This is a genomic window from Streptodolium elevatio (genome assembly GCF_053592165.1).
Window position 1 is genome coordinate 176,341 of sequence record NZ_JBSFVE010000003.1, and the last position, 16,450, is coordinate 192,790.

Annotated in this window: 17 protein-coding genes; 6 read left to right on the plus strand and 11 right to left on the minus strand. The window is 72.4% G+C overall.

All coding sequences use genetic code 11. The annotated features are described in order from the left end of the window. Nucleotides 1-783, plus strand: coding sequence for an ECF subfamily RNA polymerase sigma factor, BldN family (locus ACWD12_RS08355; RefSeq protein ID WP_450098877.1), 783 nt, complete (start codon nt 1-3; stop codon nt 781-783). Nucleotides 784-928: 145 nt separating this feature from the next. Continuing rightward, nucleotides 929-2,209, plus strand: coding sequence for a DUF5667 domain-containing protein (locus ACWD12_RS08360; RefSeq protein ID WP_450098878.1), 1,281 nt, complete (start codon nt 929-931; stop codon nt 2,207-2,209). 165 nt (nt 2,210-2,374) lie between these two features. On the opposite strand, the gene ACWD12_RS08365 is transcribed toward ACWD12_RS08360, so the two are convergent. The 7 genes from ACWD12_RS08365 to ACWD12_RS08395 form a co-directional block, all read right to left on the minus strand. Then, nucleotides 2,375-3,565 (minus strand): lysophospholipid acyltransferase family protein, encoded by a 1,191-nt coding sequence (locus ACWD12_RS08365; protein ID WP_450098879.1) that lies wholly within the window; start codon nt 3,563-3,565, stop codon nt 2,375-2,377. Continuing rightward, nucleotides 3,558-4,598 carry an NAD-dependent epimerase/dehydratase family protein gene (locus ACWD12_RS08370; protein WP_450098880.1) on the minus strand — a complete coding sequence of 347 codons (1,041 nt, stop codon included), beginning with the start codon at nt 4,596-4,598 and terminating at the stop codon, nt 3,558-3,560. Before ACWD12_RS08370 ends, ACWD12_RS08365 begins: the two co-directional genes overlap by 8 nt. 378 nt (nt 4,599-4,976) lie before the next feature. Further along, nucleotides 4,977-5,075, minus strand: coding sequence for a 30S ribosomal protein bS22 (locus ACWD12_RS08375; protein WP_003948845.1), 99 nt, complete (start codon nt 5,073-5,075; stop codon nt 4,977-4,979). 289 nt (nt 5,076-5,364) lie between these two features. After that, nucleotides 5,365-5,568 (minus strand): helix-turn-helix domain-containing protein, encoded by a 204-nt coding sequence (locus ACWD12_RS08380; RefSeq protein ID WP_358350004.1) that lies wholly within the window; start codon nt 5,566-5,568, stop codon nt 5,365-5,367. 148 nt (nt 5,569-5,716) lie between these two features. Then, a complete protein-coding gene (locus tag ACWD12_RS08385) occupies nt 5,717-6,535 on the minus strand; it encodes a phosphatase (protein ID WP_358350006.1) in 819 nt (272 codons plus the stop codon). A gap of 60 nt (nt 6,536-6,595) precedes the next feature. Next, nucleotides 6,596-7,783 carry an acetoin utilization protein AcuC gene (locus ACWD12_RS08390; RefSeq protein WP_450098881.1) on the minus strand — a complete coding sequence of 396 codons (1,188 nt, stop codon included), beginning with the start codon at nt 7,781-7,783 and terminating at the stop codon, nt 6,596-6,598. A gap of 9 nt (nt 7,784-7,792) precedes the next feature. Then, nucleotides 7,793-9,106, minus strand: coding sequence for an MFS transporter (locus ACWD12_RS08395; protein WP_450098882.1), 1,314 nt, complete (start codon nt 9,104-9,106; stop codon nt 7,793-7,795). Between the two features lie 238 nt (nt 9,107-9,344). Between ACWD12_RS08395 and ACWD12_RS08400 the strand changes: the two genes are divergently transcribed. Together ACWD12_RS08400 and ACWD12_RS08405 are read left to right on the plus strand one after the other, a co-directional pair. Further along, complete coding sequence (locus tag ACWD12_RS08400) at nt 9,345-9,869, plus strand: cupin domain-containing protein (protein WP_358350014.1); 525 nt, start codon at nt 9,345-9,347, stop codon at nt 9,867-9,869. A gap of 157 nt (nt 9,870-10,026) precedes the next feature. Next, nucleotides 10,027-11,511 carry an MFS transporter gene (locus ACWD12_RS08405; protein WP_450098883.1) on the plus strand — a complete coding sequence of 495 codons (1,485 nt, stop codon included), beginning with the start codon at nt 10,027-10,029 and terminating at the stop codon, nt 11,509-11,511. A gap of 120 nt (nt 11,512-11,631) precedes the next feature. Here ACWD12_RS08405 and pdxR read toward each other — a convergent pair whose 3' ends face one another. After that, nucleotides 11,632-13,095: a MocR-like pyridoxine biosynthesis transcription factor PdxR gene (gene pdxR, locus ACWD12_RS08410; protein ID WP_450098884.1), complete on the minus strand. Its 1,464-nt coding sequence runs from the start codon at nt 13,093-13,095 to the stop codon at nt 11,632-11,634. Nucleotides 13,096-13,151: 56 nt separating this feature from the next. Then, on the minus strand, nt 13,152-13,355 hold the full coding sequence (locus ACWD12_RS08415; protein WP_358350023.1) for a hypothetical protein: 204 nt from the start codon (nt 13,353-13,355) through the stop codon (nt 13,152-13,154). A 240-nt stretch (nt 13,356-13,595) separates the two neighbouring features. Between ACWD12_RS08415 and ACWD12_RS08420 the strand changes: the two genes are divergently transcribed. Together ACWD12_RS08420 and mscL are read left to right on the plus strand one after the other, a co-directional pair. Then, complete coding sequence (locus ACWD12_RS08420; RefSeq protein ID WP_450098885.1) at nt 13,596-14,237, plus strand: dihydrofolate reductase family protein; 642 nt, start codon at nt 13,596-13,598, stop codon at nt 14,235-14,237. A 146-nt stretch (nt 14,238-14,383) separates the two neighbouring features. Then, entirely contained in the window at nt 14,384-14,827 is a 444-nt protein-coding gene (gene mscL, locus ACWD12_RS08425) for a large conductance mechanosensitive channel protein MscL (protein ID WP_358350058.1), read from the plus strand. Nucleotides 14,828-14,971: 144 nt separating this feature from the next. Here mscL and ACWD12_RS08430 read toward each other — a convergent pair whose 3' ends face one another. Together ACWD12_RS08430 and proC are read right to left on the minus strand one after the other, a co-directional pair. After that, nucleotides 14,972-15,631, minus strand: a complete 660-nt coding sequence (locus ACWD12_RS08430) for an HAD family hydrolase (protein ID WP_450098886.1) — start codon at nt 15,629-15,631, stop codon at nt 14,972-14,974. Then, nucleotides 15,628-16,437, minus strand: coding sequence for a pyrroline-5-carboxylate reductase (gene proC, locus ACWD12_RS08435; RefSeq protein WP_358350063.1), 810 nt, complete (start codon nt 16,435-16,437; stop codon nt 15,628-15,630). The genes ACWD12_RS08430 and proC overlap by 4 nt, the downstream gene beginning before the upstream one ends. Nucleotides 16,438-16,450: the final 13 nt, after the last annotated feature.

The window sequence follows — 16,450 nt, forward strand, 5'->3', positions numbered from 1 at the left end:
GTGCACCGAATCGTCCGGGTTGACGTGACCGGGCTGGCGACGCTTCGGGCGGCGGTGGTCGCCGCGCTCGACCCCTGGCCCAACCACCTCGTTCTCGCCGCCGTCGCGGACACCGGGCCCGCCCGCCGCGAACGCGCGTACACCGGTGTGGCCGGCCGCACCGCCCGTACCGGCACCACCGAACCCGCCCGCCCGGCCCGAGGGTCGTCGGGCTACGGCACCGCGCGCGAGGGCGAGGCGGGCCGCATCATGGCCCTGGTCGAACTCGCCCAGGACGGGGACGGCGAGGCGTTCGCCCAGTTGTACGACAACTACCTCGACACGGTGTACCGCTACATCTACTACCGGGTGGGCGGCCGGGCCATCGCCGAGGACCTCACCAGCGAGACGTTCCTGCGCGCGCTGCGCCGCATCGGCACGTTCACGTGGCAAGGCCGCGATTTCGGGGCCTGGCTCGTGACCATCGCGCGCAACCTCGTCGCCGACCACTTCAAGTCCAGCCGGTTCCGCCTCGAAGTGACCACCGGCGAAATGCTCGACGCCAACGAGGTCGAGCCCAGTCCCGAGGACTGCGTGCTCGAATCGCTGTCCAACGCCGCGCTGCTCGACGCCGTACGCCGCCTCAACCCGCAGCAGCAGGAGTGCGTCACCCTGCGCTTCCTGCAAGGCCTGTCCGTCGCGGAGACCGCCCGCATCATGGGCAAGAACGAGGGCGCCATCAAAACCCTCCAGTACCGCGCGGTCCGCACCCTCGCCCGGCTGCTCCCGGAGGACGTGCGGTGAATCACACTTCCGTAACCCCCGGGGGCCTCGGCTCGTTCTCCCAGATAGCGCGCCCCTCGGGGGCGCGGCGCGGCGGGGAGCCGAATCACGGCCCCCGACCCGTAGACGTCCCTGGACGGGCATCCGGGGAGAGGAGGTGCGGCCCGTGAGCATCGCGGTTGTGGACCGGCGACGTGTGTTGGCCTTCGCCGAGGCACTGGAACAGCTGGAACAGATGGGATCCGGCCCCGCGCCGAGCCGGGGGGCGACCCACGGGGACGGCCAGGGGGACGAGGTGGTCGCCGCGGCTCTGCGGACCGCGGCCAAGCTGCACGACGAGGCGGCGGCAGGCCCCACTCCGACCGCCGACTTCCGGGCGGCCCTGCGCGGCAGACTGCTCGACGAGGCGTCCGCGCTCCCGGCCGCGGCGGCATCCGTCCCGGCACCGCGCGGCGCGCACCGGCGCCCCGCCCCCGTCCCCAAGCCGCGCGCCGTCCGCTGGCGCAGGCGGTGTGCCGTGGCGGGCAGCGCACTGGTCATCACGGCCGGCGGCCTCGGCGGCATCGCGGTCGCCAGCTCCGACGCTCTGCCCGGCGACATGACGTACAACGTCAAGCGGGCCGTCGAGGACATCCAGATCTCGATGGCCGGCTCCGACCGCGAACGCGGCGAGCGCTACCTCGAACAGGCCCGCACCCGGCTGGCCGAGGCGGAGCGGCTGCTCGACCGCGAGGGCGGCGGTGCGATCGGCAAGAGCACCATCGGCCACCTGCGCAGCGTGCTCGACGACGCGCGGGAGGAGACGGCACGGGGGCGTGCCCTCCTGACCGAGTCCTACCAGGACAACCAGACCAAGGTCGGCCCGATGAAGGACCTCGCGCAGTTCGCGAAGTCGGGCACCGAACGCATGGAGCGCATGGCCGACCGGCTCCCCGGCGAAGTGGCCGTCGAGCGCGACATGGTCTGGCAGCTGCTGTACGACATCCGCAAGCAGGTCTCGCCGATCCCGGGGGCGCTCGCCCCGGACGACGCCGGCGAGATGGACTCCGCCCTCCCGGTCGGACCCGGCAAGCGCAACCCGCCGAGTACCGTCGGCCCCGCACTGCCCGGGGGGCTGCCGCAGGCGCCCGCCGCGCTGCCGGGCGTCGTCGGGATCGTCCCGCCGGTGGTCGGGCAGGCCGCCACCGGCGCTCCCGGCAACGGCACTTCGCCGACGCCGGCCGCGACGTCGACCGCCGGTCTGCTGCCACACGTCAACGTGCCGCTGCTGGAGCCGACGAAGACCGACTCGGGCTCGCCTCCCTCGCAGAGCCCGAGCCCGGTGGGCGTCGACGTCCCGGCGCCGGTGCTGCCTCCCGTGGGGCTGAACGTCCCGCCGCTGCTGCCCGGTCTTCCGGGCATCGGCATCACCATCGGCGGCGCCCCGCAGGCTCCGGACGGGGAATAGTCCTCGGAACACCGCACAACTGCACAGCTGAACGACCGCAAGACCCTGGACGACCTGATTCATCCGAACGACAAATGACGGTGCCCCGGCCGCGAAGGCCGGGGCACCGTCATTTGTTCGGCCGAGCGGGCGGACCCGCACGGATCCGCCCGGACTCGGAAGGACTCAGAAGAACACCGAGCGCCGCTGCATCAGCACCCGGTAAATCGTGTGCTGGATCGTCTCGCGCACCTCGTCCGTCAGGTTGAACACCACCATCGGGTCGTCGGCCGTCTGCGACGGGTACGAGTCGGTGCGGATCGGCTCGCCGAACTCGATGTGCCAGCGCGTCGGCAGCGGCAGCAGACCCAGCGGCCCGAGCAGCGGGAACGTCGGCGTCACCGGGAAGTACGGCAAACCCAGCAGCCGCGCCAGCGTCCGCACGTTCCCGATCATGGGGTATATCTCCTCGGCACCCACGATCGAGCACGGCACGATCGGCACCCCGGTGCGAAGCGCGGACGACACGAACCCGCCGCGCCCGAACCGCTGGAGCTTGTACCGGTCCTTGAACGGCTTGCCGAGCCCCTTGTAGCCCTCCGGCCAGACGCCCACCAACTCGCCGTGCGACAGCAGCCGTTCGGCGTCCGCGGGATGTGCCAGCGTGTGCCCGCTCTTGCGTGCGACCTGGCCCACCAGCGGCATCTGGAAGACGAGGTCGGCGGCCAGCAGCCGCAGGTTCCGCGACTCGGGGTGGTGGTCGTGCACCGCCACCTGCGTCATGAGCGCGTCGAGCGGCAGCGTCCCGGAGTGGTTCGCGACGATGAGCGCGCCGCCCTTGTCGGGGATGTGCTCCATGCCGCGCACTTCGACGCGGAAGTACTTCTCGTACAGCGGCCGCAGCAGCGACATGATCAGCGCGTCGGTCAGCTCCTCGTCGAAGCCGAACTCGTCCACCTCGTAGTCGCCGGTGATCCGCCGCCGCACGAACGCCAGGCGGTCGGCGGCCTTGTCCTCCCACCCCGGCCCGGCAAGCCCGTCGGCCAGGCCGCGTGCGGCCCCGCCGACCAGCCCGCCCAGCGCACCCGCCAGCGCGCCGAGGCCGGTGCCACCGCCGGGGGCGGCACCCCCGTCGCGCCGGGCGGACGAATCGCCGTCGGGCTCGGGGACGGCACCGATCGCGCGCACGTTCGCACGTGCGCCGGAGCGGCCGGTGCGGCGGCGCTCCCGGACCGGGATGTCGTCCTCGTACGCCTCGTTCCCGCCCGGCGCCGCGCCCTGGCGCGGAGTGCGGTTCTGCCGACGGGCCCCCCGGCCGGCCGGACCCCGCGAGCCGCCCGCGGATCCGTCGAACGGGATGATCCGGGCGTCACCCATCGGGACTCCTTCTGGTGAGCAGTAGGGACGCGATGCGGTCGGGAACGCCGCCGACGCGCTCCGGGTCGAGCAACCCGCGCAGCCCTCGGCCGCGCGCGAAATCCTCGAAGGTCTCCGCGGTGGTACGCCGGGGCGCGAACCCCAGGCGCTCGCGCGCCCGGGTGGTGTCGACCACGCGCCCGTGGGTCAGCAGCCGGATCTGCTCGGCGGACAGGTTGACCGACCCGACGCCGCGCAGCCCCTGGCTCACCACCCCGATCGCGGGTGACGGCACCGGCACCACCGGCCGACCGAGCCGCCGGGCGGCCTGCGACAGCAGCAGAATGCCGTCGGCGGCGATGTTGTACGTGCCCGGCTCGCCGGCGGCCATCGCCACGCGCAGCGCGTCGAGCGCGTCCTCCTCGTGCAGGAACTGCAGCCTCGGGTCGTAGCCCAGCACGGTGGGCAGCAGCATCAGGCCGAAGTAGTCGGCCATCGGCGACTCGATGGTCGGGCCGAGGATCGGCGCGAACCGCAGGACGGTCACCGGGACGTCGGGGCGCCGGCGCGCGAAGCCGCGTACGTACCCCTCGACTTCGACGGCGTCCTTGGCCCACCCGGAGGTCGGCGGTACGCGCGGCTCCATGTCCTCTTCGAAGATCGCCGGGTCGCGCGGCGAGGCGCCGTACACCGCGGTCGTCGAGCGGACCACGAGGCTGCGCACCGACGGTGCCTTCTGGCACGCGGCGAGCAGCTGCATGGTGCCGATGACGTTGGTCTCCTTGGCCGACGTCGAGGTCCCCGCGTACCCGCTCGGCGGGGTCTCGGCGGGGCTGAGGTGTACGACGGTGTCGACGGAGGCCTGCGCGACGACCTTGGCGATCATCGGGTTGCGGATGTCGGCGTGCACGAACTCGACGCCGTCCAGCTCGTGGCGCGGCTCGACCGCGTCGACGCCGATCACGCGCTCGATCCCGGGAGTGCGCAGGATCATGCGCGCATAGCGGCTGCCGAGGTCCCGGGTCACCCCGGTCACCAGCACGACCTTGCTCATCGGTGCCTTCACCCCCGATCACCCCGATTCGGTCGGACCGCGCCCGGAGCACGGCCGGGTACGCCGGGCCGGGTACGTCGGGTCACGGTCTCAACCTAGTAGTCACCGACACCTGTCGGGACCGGCCACGACAGGGTTAACCAGTCGTTCACACCGTACGGAGGATCGAAACCCTCCAGGTGGCGGAGTGCCGCGCCGCGGACGGCGGACCTCCGCAAGCACGTCAGGCCGCCGCCTCACGCCGTGACGGCGGGGGCGGCGGCCTGAACAGGGACCGCGCTCAAAGACCCCGCGTGCACGGGGAGCGCCAAAGAAGACCCCCGCGTGCGCGGGGCATCGAAAGCACGGCAGCAACCCGCGAGCGCGGGTCGGCGTCGGCTACTTCTTGTTGCGACGCTGGACTCGCGTCCGCTTCAGCAGCTTGCGGTGCTTCTTCTTCGCCATGCGCTTACGACGCTTCTTGATGACAGAGCCCACGGAAACCCTCGCTCACGTGTACATACGGACGACCCCGCCTGCGCGGAGAGAACGGACCGCCCACCGCAAGCCGCGGGGGCGCATTCCACTGCGCGGAGCCGAGTCAGCCCGCACGTCTGGCCCTAGCCTACTCGCCGTTCCCGGGCGCCCCGAAATGAGGAGCCCTCGGACGTGTGAGCGCACTGTTCGGGAGTTGTCCCACGGCAGTGCCCGGGCGCACATCGTGCCATGCGGGCGCCCGGGGCCGGCTGACTGCCGTACTCCGGTCGTGCCGCGCGCCTGCGCGGCGCTATGCGGTCTCTACGTACGAGTCCCGCAAATAGTCGTGGACAGCCTGCTCCGGAACCCGGAAGGACCGTCCAACCCTGATGGCGGGCATCTCGCCACTGTGTACCAACCGGTACACGGTCATCTTGGACACCCGCATCACCGCAGCCACTTCGGCCACGGTCAGAAAATTGACCTCGTTCAGAGGCCGATCTGCAGAAGCCATGCCGCACCTGAACCATTCAGCACGCGACGGGCACCGGCTTCCCCTCCGGTGACATCCACACGCACGTGCGTCCTTTCAGGGTAGTGGCGGGTGGTACCAGTGGGGAAGAGGAGCAGTTATCCGTCCCGTTTCGCCCATCCGGCTTGTTTCAGGACAGTCCCGCCCTATCCAGTACGTACGCCAGCAGCGGACGGTACAGATGGGGCTGCACGTTGTCGTCGAGCGGAACCGCCGCGACCACGCTGCCCTCCTCCGCGCCGACGAAAAGTGCCGGGTCGTTGCAGTCCGCGAAGCCGATCGCGTCGACGCCGGCCTGGCCCGCGCCGCCCGCCCAGCCGTGGTCGCCGACGACCAGGTCCGGGAGTTCGCCGCCGTCGTCGACGATGCTCGCGAGCATGGCCCGTATCGGCCGCGCGGAGTGCGTGTGCCTGGGCTCGCCGACGTCGTCCACGACGACGGCCACGGGGCCGCGGTAGTCGATCGAACGGGCCTTGGCCCCTTCGGAGGCCGGTGTCTTGTACGTCCAGTCGCGCGCGGGGCGCAGGAGCGTACACCCGGCCTCGCGCAGCGCGCGCGCCAGCGCCCGGTAGTAGTCCAGCAGCCCGTCCGGGTGACCCGTCGCGACGACGACGCGCTCGCGGCGTCGGCCGGCGAGGGCGAGGCGGTCGGCGTAGTCGTCCAGGGCCGCGATCGTCAGGTCCGGGTCGATGGTGTCCTGGCCGTTGAGGTGGGCGGGGTCCGCCACGACTCCGCAACGGCGGACCATCAGCGCGAGGACCTCCTCCGGGGTCCAGGTGCCGTCCGGTTCGAGGCCGAAGAGGTAGGCCGGGTGCCGCTCGCTCATCAGGCGGAAGTGCCGCAGGTTGTTCTCGCGCGGGGTGGCGACGTCACCGGCGATCCGGGCGCGCACCAGGTGAGCGCGCAACTGCGCGCGGTCGGGGACCTTGCCGTGGCTCACTTCCGTCACGTCCACCTGCCGTTTCGTCGTGGTGAGGCGGCCGACCGGGTGCGGCGGCGCGATGCGGCGTCAGAGGTCGTACAGCGGTTCGATGCCGTGGGCCGGGAAGACCGCGCGGCGGGTCGCCAGCACGGCCTGGTCGAGCCGGTCGGCCGGGTCGTAGCCCGCCGAGAACGGCCGGAACGAAGGGGTGCCGCCGTCGGTCATGCGGAACGGCCCCTGGTCGCCGGTCATGATGCGGACCTGCTCGCGCCACTCGAACGGCAGTTCCGACTCGGGGTCGATCGGCGCGTGCGCGGCTTCGGCGACGAGGTGGGTCCAGGTACGCGGGACCACATCGGTGGCGGCGTACCCTCCCCCGCCGGTGGCGATCCAGCGTCCGTCGCAGTACCGGTGCGCGAGGCCGTGCAGCGCGACGGCGGCGAGCCGCTGCGCGTCGACGGTCAGCGCGAGGTGCGCCAGCGGGTCCTCGACGTGTGTGTCGGCGCCGTGCTGCGTGACCATCGCCTGCGGCCGGAAGGCCTCGACGAGCGGGGGCACGACGGCGTCGAAGGCGCGCAGCCACTTGGCGTCGGCGACACCGGGCGGGAGGGCGACGTTGACGGCGTACCCCTCGGCGTCGGGGCCGCCGGTCTCGTCGGGGAAGCCGGTGCCCGGGTAGAGGAAGCGCGGGCTCTCGTGCAGCGAAATGGTCAGTACGCGCGGGTCGTTCCAGAACGCGGTCTGCACGCCGTCGCCGTGGTGGACGTCGATGTCGACGTACACCACGCGCTCCGCGCCGAGTTCGAGCAGCCGGGCGACGGCGAGGGCGGCGTCGTTGTAGACGCAGAACCCGGCGGCGGCTCCGGGCATCGCGTGGTGCAGCCCGCCGGCGAAGTTGACGGCGTGCGGGGCTTCGCCGCGCCACACGGCGTCGGCGGCGGCGAGCGAGCCGCCCGCGATGAGCGCCGACACCTCGTGCATGTTGCGGAAGGCGGGGGTGTCGTCGGTGCCGAGGCCGCACGAGACGTCCGCGCAGGCGGGGTCGGCGGCGGCGGCGCGTACGGCGGCGATGTAGTCGGCGGTGTGCACGAGCCGCAGCTGCTCGTCGCTGGCGACGGTCGGCGCGACGATGTCCAGGCCGTCCCCGGCGTCGAGGCCGTACGCGCGGATCAGGTCGATGGTGAGCTGGAGCCTGATCGGCTTCATGGGGTGCCAGGAGCCGAAGTCGTACCCGGTCATCCGGTTGTCCCAAAGGAGTTGTACGGCTTGACTCATGGCTGGAGGCTACCGCCCGGACCCCGTCCGGCGGCCTATGCCGTGACCGGCTTCACCCTGGGGCGCGAACGCGCGCGCCAGAGGGAGGATCGCGAGCACCAGGACGAGCGGCACCGCCATCGCGGCGCGGAAGCCGGCGAGGTCGCCGACGACTCCGACGAGCGGGGTGCCGATGAGGAATCCCGCGTAGTTGAAGAGGTTGAGGCGGGCGATCGCGGTGTCGCGGTCGTCGGGGCTGGTCTCGGCGCCGGCGGCGAACGTCTGCGGGACGAGGACGCTTATGCCGAGGCCGAGGACGGTGAATCCGGCGAGCGCGACCGCGGGGTTCGGTGCGGCGACGACGGCGGCGAATCCGGCGGCCGCGGTGAGCGCGCCGGCGCGCACGACGGGTAGCGCGCCCCAACGGCGTACGCCCAGGTCGCCGAGGCCGCGGCCGAGGAGTGCGGTGACCATGTAGACGAGGTACGGGAGGGCCGTGTTGTCGTCCATGTCCTGGGCCTTCTCGGCGTAGACCGCGCCCCAGGAGGAGACGGCGGAGTCGCCGATGTAGACGAAGGCCATGACGGCGCACAGGGGGAAGATGGTGCGCCAGGGGAGGGTGGGGGTGGTTTTGGCGGCGGAGCCGCTCTCGTTTGCGGTTGCGGCCGCCGTTTTGGGGGCGGTTGCCGCCGCGGTTTCGGGTTGGGTCGCCGTCGCCGTTTCGGTGGTGGTCGCGGTCGGCAGGTAGTGGCGTCCGATGAGCAGCGCGGCGGGGGCGGTGATGGCGGCGCTGAGGGCGTACATGACGACGAGGGCCACGTCTTTGTGGTCGGCGAACGTGGCCAGGCCCGCGCCGGCGATGCCGCCGAGGCTCCAGGCGGCGTGGAAGCCGTTCATGACGCTGCGGCCTTGGCGTGCCTGGATGCCGATGGCCTGCATGTTCATGGTCGCGTCCACCGCGCCGAGGGCAAGCGCGAACACGACCAGTACAGAAGCCAGTTGCCACACCGCGTCGCCCGCTCCCACGCCGAGGACCGAGGCGCAGACGACGGGCTGGGCGGTCCGCAGGACGTGGTGGCTGCCGTACCGCGCGGCGAGCTTCTCGGCGAGCAGGCTGCCGACGCCGGCGACGATCGGAACCAGGGAGAGGACGATCGTGAGCGCGCCGTCGCCGAGGTGGTAGCGGTCCTGGATGGCGGGGACGCGGGTGACCAGGACCGCGAACGACGCGCCTTGGATGAGGAAGCAGGCCAGGACGGCGAGCCGGGCCCGGCGTACGGCCTCCGGCCCGGGGGCGGACAGCGCGTCGGGTTCCGCGGGATCGCGCGGTTCGGTGGCCTGCATGTGGCGGGACGTTACTGGCGGGTTGGGCGCGACGGCGAGGGGCGCGGGCGATCTTTTGCCGGACGTTGATCGGGAGCCGGAGCAGGGGTCGGCCACGGTGTTCGGGGCATCCCGAATTGACCCATGAAACTGGGCATTGAATGCACCATATGACAGGTCTTTCCACCGCATAGATTCTTGTCCGTCAGCACCGGACGGACCGGCCGAAACCCCGGCCCACCTGCACAGGAGCCAAGAAATGAACACCTCCGCGAACACCTCTGCCGCCGCGAACACCCCCGCCGCGAACCCGGTCCTCGTCCGCGCCGAGAACGCCGAAGCCATCCAGGACGGCGCGACCAGCCTCATCACGCTGCTCGCCGACGCGGGGGCCACGGGCGGGGCGCTGACCGCCAACAAGGCGACGTTCGAGAAGGGCTCGCCGGGCGCCCCCGCGCACTTCCACACCAAGGCGACCGAGATGTTCTTCGTGCTCGAAGGCACGATGCGGATCCTGGTCCGGGACGAGGTCGTGCTGCTCGGCAAGGGCGACTTCCTGACCGTCCCGCCGACCGTTCCGCACGCGTTCGCCCCGGCGCCGGGCACCGAGGCCGAGATGCTGGTCGTGTTCACGCCGGGCCTGCACCGCTTCGACTACTACCGCCTGCTGGAGCGCGTCTATCGCGGCGAGGCCACGGTGCAGGACATCCGCGACAGCTCGGAGCTGTACGACAACCACTACTTCGAGAGCCCGGTGTGGCAGAAGGCGCTCACCGAGCGCTGAGCCGCGGCTTTGCCCGGCCTCCGCGTCGACCGCCCCGGCCTGCACAGCCGCCCCCGCGCCCGGGCCCACCACCACACCCGGGTGCGGGCCCGCCGATTGCCGCGCGGTCCTCCCGCCGCGTACCCCTCCCCCGCCTTCCCCGAAAGCAGGCTTTGCCATGCCCTCGAACCGACCGCCCTCGCCAGACGTCACCGCGCCTCCGCGCCGCCGCCTCGGACTCACCCTGGCCCTGCTCGCGTTCGCGCAGCTGATCATCTCGATCGACTACAACATCGTGTACGTCGCGCTGCCCGAGATCGGCTCGGGCCTGGGCTTCTCGGCGCAGAACCTGCAATGGGTGATCAGCGCGTACGCCGTCGCCTTCGGCGGCTTCCTCCTCCTCGGCGGCCGGGCGAGCGACCTCTTCGGCCCGCGCCGGATGTTCGCCCTCGGTCTCGGCCTGTACGCGGTCTCGTCCCTGCTCGGCGGGATGGCCGCCTCCCCCGGCACGCTGATCGCGGCTCGCGCGGTCCAAGGTGTCGGCGGCGCGTTCCTCTTCCCCGCGACACTCACGCTGGTGTCCACGAGCTTCGCCGAAGGGCGGGAGCGGAACCGGGCGTTCGCGGTGTGGGGCACCGCGGGCGGCAGCGGGATGATCCTCGGCTCGCTGCTCGGCGGCGTGCTGACGGACGCGTTCGGGTGGGAGTCGGTCTTCTTCGTCAACGTGCCGCTCGCGGGTCTGGCGGCCGTGCTGGCCTTCTGGTTGATAGCCCCGGACGCACCGCGCGCCAAGGGCCGTTCGTTCGACCTGGCGGGGGCGCTGACCTCGACGATCGGTGTCACCGCGGTGGTCTTCGCGCTCGTCCAGGGCCCGGAGTCGGGCTGGGGATCGCCGTCGGTGGTGGCCGCCTCGGCTGCCGGCGCCGTCCTGCTCGCCGCCTTCGTCGCCGTCGAACTCCGCAGCGCCGACCCGCTGTTGCCGCTCCGCCTGTTCCGCAACCGCAACCTGAGCGTGGGCGCGGTCGTGACGTTCCTCTACATGGGCACCTTCGGCACGCTGCTGTACTTCCTGACCGTGTACTTCCAAGGCGTGCACGGCTACGACGCACTGACCACGGGTCTGGCGTTCCTGGTGCCGATGGTCGCGATTGCGATCGGCTCGCAGTCCGCCGGCCGGCTCGCGACGCGGTACGGCATCCGCCCGATCATGGTCCTGTCCCTGGTCGTCGGCGGTGTCGGAGCGGTGGTCGTCGGTGCGACGATGGCGACGGACGCGTCGTATGCCGCACTGATCCCGGGCCTGATCGTGCTGGGCGTCGGCCAAGGCGCGGGCTACACACTGATGTTCGGTGCCGCCGCGCTGGGTGTCGCGGCGGAGGACCAGGGCATCGCCTCGGGCGTCGCGTCCACGAGCCAGCAGGTCGGCGGCGCGGTCGGCCTCGCGCTGCTGGTCGCGGTGGCCAACTCGGGCCTGGACGGCCTCGGCGGTGAGGCCCTGCGCTCGGCGACGACCGACGGCCTGCGTACGGCGGTCTTCATCGCCGCGGCGGGGATCGGCGCAACTGCCCTGGTGGCCCTCGGCCTCCGCAAGCCGGCGACACGGTCGATCGCCGAGCACCGGGCCCCGACAGAGCCGAAGTCCCGCCCTGTGGCCCACGTCTGACCGACCCGAACGCGTTGTGCCGCCCGCTCCCCGGGCGGCACAACGCATTTGTGCGTTCGGCGCCGACGTGAGCCTGTTGGCGAACCCTTCATGACACCCCGTCAGCCTCCGGTACCCCGGTCAGGCCGGGCCGCCGGTGCCCGGGTCCGGTTGCGGGGGCAGCGCGAGGCACAGCGCGTCGAGGGCGGCCTGGTAACGGTGGTCGGGCGGGGTGGCGTACCCGACCACCAGGCCGTCGACGTGGGGCTCCGGGCTCTCCGGGTGGCGGAAGAGGGCAAGGCCGTCCAGGGCGATGCCCATCCGCGTGGCCGCGGCGACCGTCGGCGCCTCGGTCCCCGGCGGCAGGCGCAGTACGGCGTGCAGTCCGGCCGCGATGCCGGTGACGGTGATGTGCGGGGCGCGTTCGGCCAGCGCGGCGACGAGTTGGGTTCGGCGCGTGCGGTAGCGCCTGCGCATGCGCCGAATGTGCGCGTCGTACTGCCCGGACTCGATGAAGTCGGCCAGGGCGAGTTGGTCCCCCACACCCGCCCACGCCTCGCGTAGCCCTTTGGCCGCGAGTACGCCGTCCACGAGGCGCGGCGGCAGCGCCATCCAGCCCAGTCGGATCGCCGGGGACAGGCTCTTGCCGGCCGACCCCATGTACACGACGTGCTCGGGGTCCAACCCCTGTATCGCGCCCACCGGTTCGCGGTCGTAGCGGAACTCGCCGTCGTAGTCGTCCTCCAGCACCACTCCCGCGCGCGTCCGCGCCCAGTCCACCGCCGCACTGCGGCGAGCGGAGTGCAGCGGGCCACCCACCGGGAACTGGTGGGCAGGGGTGAGCAGTACGGAGCGCGGCCCGTGCCGTGCGGTGGTCGCGGGATCGACCGCCAGTCGATCGGTGCGGGCGCCGCGCTCGTCGAGTCCGAGCGCGACCGTGCGTACTCCGGCGTGCGCCAGGATGCCGCGATGGAACGGCAGCCCGTACGGCTCGACCGCGAGCGGCCCCGGCAGCACTCCGCCCTCGAAGAGCAGCCGCAGTCCATGGGCGAAGCCGGAGCAGACGACGATGTGCTCGGGCGCGGTCCGTACGCCGCGCACGCGCGCCAAGTAGTCCGCGAGTGCGTGCCGAAGCTCCGGTCGCCCCTGCGGATCTCCGGGCCCGAACGCGTCCGTCGGCGCCGCGACGACGGCCCGGCGTACCGAGGCGATCCATGCGGTACGCGGGAACGACGCCGCGTCGGGCTGCCCTTGGCGCAGATTGTGCGTGGCTTGCGCCGCCTGCCCGCCGACGGCCTTCCGGGCGGCCCGATGTCGTACGGCGGCCGCTCGTTCCGCAACACGCGTCCCGGACCCCTGGCGTGCGGTCAGCCACCCTTCGGCGACGAGTTCCGCGTACGCGTCGGCCACGGTGTTGCGCGCGACCCCGAGATCGACGGCAAGGGCGCGGTACGGCGGCAGGCGCGTCCCGGGAGCCAGCCGCCCCGACCGCACCGCCTCCCGCAGCGCGGCCGCGAGGGCCGCGCGCCGTGGCCCGGTGGGAGCAAGCTCCAGATAGAGGTCGGCGCCGCCGTCGTGGTCGGAATTGACCTGAGCTCGTGCCATGGACCTGCGCCTTCCACCCGGTCGATTCCGCCAGGCTAACCCGCGCCGTCCGGGCCCTACCGCTCCGCCGCGAGCCGGTCGCGCGCCGCGCGCACCTGCTCCGCGGTCTCCTCCGCCGACCCCATGCGACGCTCCACCGCGTCGAGGACCTGCGCGACCGGCACGCGGACCGCGTCGTCCGCGTCCGACCGGCGCAGCCAGTCCGCGAGCACCAGCGCCTCGTCACCGGTCAGCACGATCGTGATCCGTTCTGAGCCCATCCCCGCAGGCTAACGCCAGCGCCGCCGGGAGCCCCGCAGGGCCTGCGCCGACGCGGGCGACGCCGACGGCTGGCCCGGACTTCCGGCCCGGCCGGAACCCCGCCGGACCAGGGCGTGTCCCGCCGGATGTGCGTCGGACGGGACACGCCCGCCGCAAATCCCCCGGGTGATCGCCGATGAGTTCGCCCGCCCCGTCAGGTCTATCTTTCGACGGGGCAATCGACTCGGCGGGAGCACGCCATGGGCCTCATTCACATCGAGATGTTCGCCACCCTCGACCTCGTGGGGCAGGCGCCCGGCGGGCCCGAGGAGGACCCGGAGGGGTTCGCGTTCGGCGGCTGGCAGGCGCCGCTGATGGACGACGTTTCCGGGGCGCAGGTCTACGCCGCGTACGAGGGCACGGACGCCCTCCTGCTCGGCCGGCGGACGTACGACATCTTCGCCGCATACTGGCCGCACCAGGAGGGCGGTCAGGACAACGAGATCGCCGAGCTGTTCAACCGCGTCCCGAAGTACGTGGCCTCGCGCGGCACGCCCGACCTCTCGTGGGCCGGGTCCAAACAGCTCGGTCCGGACCTCGCCGACGCGGTGCGCGAGATCCGCGACCGGCACGAGCACATCAAGGTCGTCGGGAGCCTGAACCTCGTGCAGACCCTCCTGCGCGAGCGGCTCTTCGACCGCCTCGACCTCTGGGTGCACCCGATCCTGCTCGGCAGCGGGAAGAAGGTGTTCGACGGCGGCGCGGTGCCGACCAACGTCACCCTCCTCGAACCGCCCGCGGCCGGCCCGAGCGGCACCGTGTACCTGCGCTACGGCGTCGCCGACGGGACGCCCGGGACCGGGGACATGAGCGAACCCGACCGGGGCGTGGTGCGCGGCTGAGGTCGCGTCACGGAGTCCGGTGGAAATACGACGAATCACTCCTGGGTGTTGCCGAGGTGGAATCGGACCCCGGGAATCGGCAGCATGATCCGTCGGCCTGGCCCCGATCGGCGCCGGCACTCCACCCCGACAATCTGGAGCCCCCGGTGTTCAAGGGATTCCGCAACTTCCTCCTGCGCGGCAACGTCGTCGACCTGGCGGTCGGCATCGTGATCGGCGCGGCTTTCACGGCCGTCGTCACAGGGTTCGTCACCGCGTTCCTCACCCCGCTGATCGGCGTCGCCACCGGCGCGGTCGGCGACTTCAGCAAGCAGACCTTCACCGTGGCGGACACGGACTTCCCGTACGGCGCCTTCCTCAACGCGCTGATCAGCTTCGTCCTGGTCGCCGCGGTGATCTACTTCGTCGTGGTCATGCCGGTGACCAGGCTCCAGGCCCGGCTGGACGGCGACAAGGCAGCCGTCAAGACGAAGTGCCCGGACTGCCTGAGCAGCATCCCCTCGGCGGCCGTCCGCTGCGCCCACTGCACCAGCGAACTGGCCGGCCGCCCCGGGTTCCCCGCGCAGGCCCGGGCGACGGTCGCGCCCTGACGCCGGCTGACCGCAGGCGGTAGCGCGGGTGGTTTCCGCAGGCCCCGGTTCGGGGCTCGCGGAAACCACCCGTTGGCCGTTTCGGGCCCGGCTTCGGGATCCGCCCGAACGGGGGAAATCCGAACCGCCCCGAAATTCAGGCCGTCACAGGCCCAGGAGGGCCGGGACCTCGGTCATCGCGGCGAAGAGCGCGTCGGCATCCGCGAGGCGTCCGGGCGGGGTCAGGGCGGTGTGGCCGTAGACGCGCATTCCGGCGGCGCGGGCGGCGGTCACGCCCAGCGGGCTGTCCTCGATCACCGCGCAGTCCTCGGGCGCGAATCCCATCTTCTCGGCGGCCAGGAGGAACAGGTCGGGCGCCGGCTTGCCGTGCGCCACGTCCTGGCTGCTGAAGATGACCGCGTCGGCGAAGCGGTCGATGAGGCCGGTGGTGGTGAGCGTGAGGCGGATGCGCTCGTGCGTACCGGAGGAGGCGACGCAGTGGGGGATGTCCGCCGCGGCCAGCGCGTCGAGGAGGTCGGACACCCCTGCCACCGCGACGAGCTCGGCGCGGAAGGCGGCGAACGCTGCTTGGTGGTAGGCGTCTTCGAACGCGGACGGGAGGTCGCTGCCGTGGCGTTCGCGGACCCTCGCGCGGACCAGGGCCATGGATCCGCCCATGTAGTCGCGGATCGCCTCTTCGGTGGTGGTCGGCACGCCGTAGCCGGTGAGGAGGTCGGCCATGACGGCGTTGGCGATGCGCTCGCTGTCGACGAGGACTCCGTCGTTGTCGAAGATCACCAGGCCGGGACGGGGAACCCGGGTCATTTGAGGCCCTCCGCCAACTCCTTCGAGCGGTTGGCGGCGGCTTCGAGGGCGGCGAGCAGGGCCGCACGTACGCCGTGGTTCTCCAGTTCACGGATCGCCGCGATGGTGGTGCCGGCCGGCGAGGTGACCGCCTCGCGCAGCAGCGCCGGGTGCTCGCCTGAGTCGCGGAGCATCACGGAGGCGCCCACGGCGGCCTGCACGATGAGGTCGTGCGCGGCGGCGCGCGGCAGGCCGAGCAGGATTCCGGCGTCGGTCATCGCCTCGACGAGGAGGTAGAAGTACGCGGGGCCCGAGCCGGACAGCGCGGTGACGGCGTCCTGCTGCTTCTCGGGGACGCGGATCGTCTTGCCGACGCCCTGGAAGATCTCCTCGGTGCGCTTGAGGTGGTCCTCGGTGGCGTGCGCGCCCGCCGAGATCGCGCTCATCGCCTCGTCCACCAGCGCCGGGGTGTTGGTCATGACGCGGACGACCGGCGTGCCGGGCGCGAGCCGGGCCTCCAGGTACGCGGTCGGGATGCCGGCGGCGCCGGACACGACCAGGCGGTCCGCCGGGACCTGCGCGCCGAACTCGTCGAGCAGCGCGCCCATGTCCTGCGGCTTGACGGTGAGGATGAGGGTGTCGGCGGCCTCCGCGGCCTCCGCGTTGCCCACCGCCTCGACGCCGTAGCGGTCGTGGAGTTCCTTGGCCCGCTCCGGGCGGCGCGCGGTGACCATGAGGTCGCCGGGGCGCTTGCCGCCGCGCAGCATGCCGGACAGCAGTGCCTCGCCGATCTTGCCGGCGCCGATCACCGCGACCCGCTGGGTCATGTGCTCCACCTCT

Excerpts from the sequence above, each read along its gene's own strand:
- ACWD12_RS08365 (WP_450098879.1), bottom strand. The coding sequence starts at position 3,565 with ATGGGTGACGCCCGGATCATCCCGTTCGACGGATCCGCGGGCGGCTCG.
- ACWD12_RS08370 (WP_450098880.1), bottom strand. The coding sequence starts at position 4,598 with ATGAGCAAGGTCGTGCTGGTGACCGGGGTGACCCGGGACCTCGGCAGC.
- ACWD12_RS08380 (WP_358350004.1), bottom strand. The coding sequence starts at position 5,568 with ATGGCTTCTGCAGATCGGCCTCTGAACGAGGTCAATTTTCTGACCGTG.
- ACWD12_RS08390 (WP_450098881.1), bottom strand. The coding sequence starts at position 7,783 with ATGAGTCAAGCCGTACAACTCCTTTGGGACAACCGGATGACCGGGTAC.
- ACWD12_RS08395 (WP_450098882.1), bottom strand. The coding sequence starts at position 9,106 with ATGCAGGCCACCGAACCGCGCGATCCCGCGGAACCCGACGCGCTGTCC.
- ACWD12_RS08400 (WP_358350014.1), top strand. The coding sequence starts at position 9,345 with ATGAACACCTCCGCGAACACCTCTGCCGCCGCGAACACCCCCGCCGCG.
- ACWD12_RS08405 (WP_450098883.1), top strand. The coding sequence starts at position 10,027 with ATGCCCTCGAACCGACCGCCCTCGCCAGACGTCACCGCGCCTCCGCGC.
- pdxR (WP_450098884.1), bottom strand. The coding sequence starts at position 13,095 with ATGGCACGAGCTCAGGTCAATTCCGACCACGACGGCGGCGCCGACCTC.
- ACWD12_RS08415 (WP_358350023.1), bottom strand. The coding sequence starts at position 13,355 with ATGGGCTCAGAACGGATCACGATCGTGCTGACCGGTGACGAGGCGCTG.
- ACWD12_RS08420 (WP_450098885.1), top strand. The coding sequence starts at position 13,596 with ATGGGCCTCATTCACATCGAGATGTTCGCCACCCTCGACCTCGTGGGG.
- ACWD12_RS08430 (WP_450098886.1), bottom strand. The coding sequence starts at position 15,631 with ATGACCCGGGTTCCCCGTCCCGGCCTGGTGATCTTCGACAACGACGGA.
- proC (WP_358350063.1), bottom strand. The coding sequence starts at position 16,437 with ATGACCCAGCGGGTCGCGGTGATCGGCGCCGGCAAGATCGGCGAGGCA.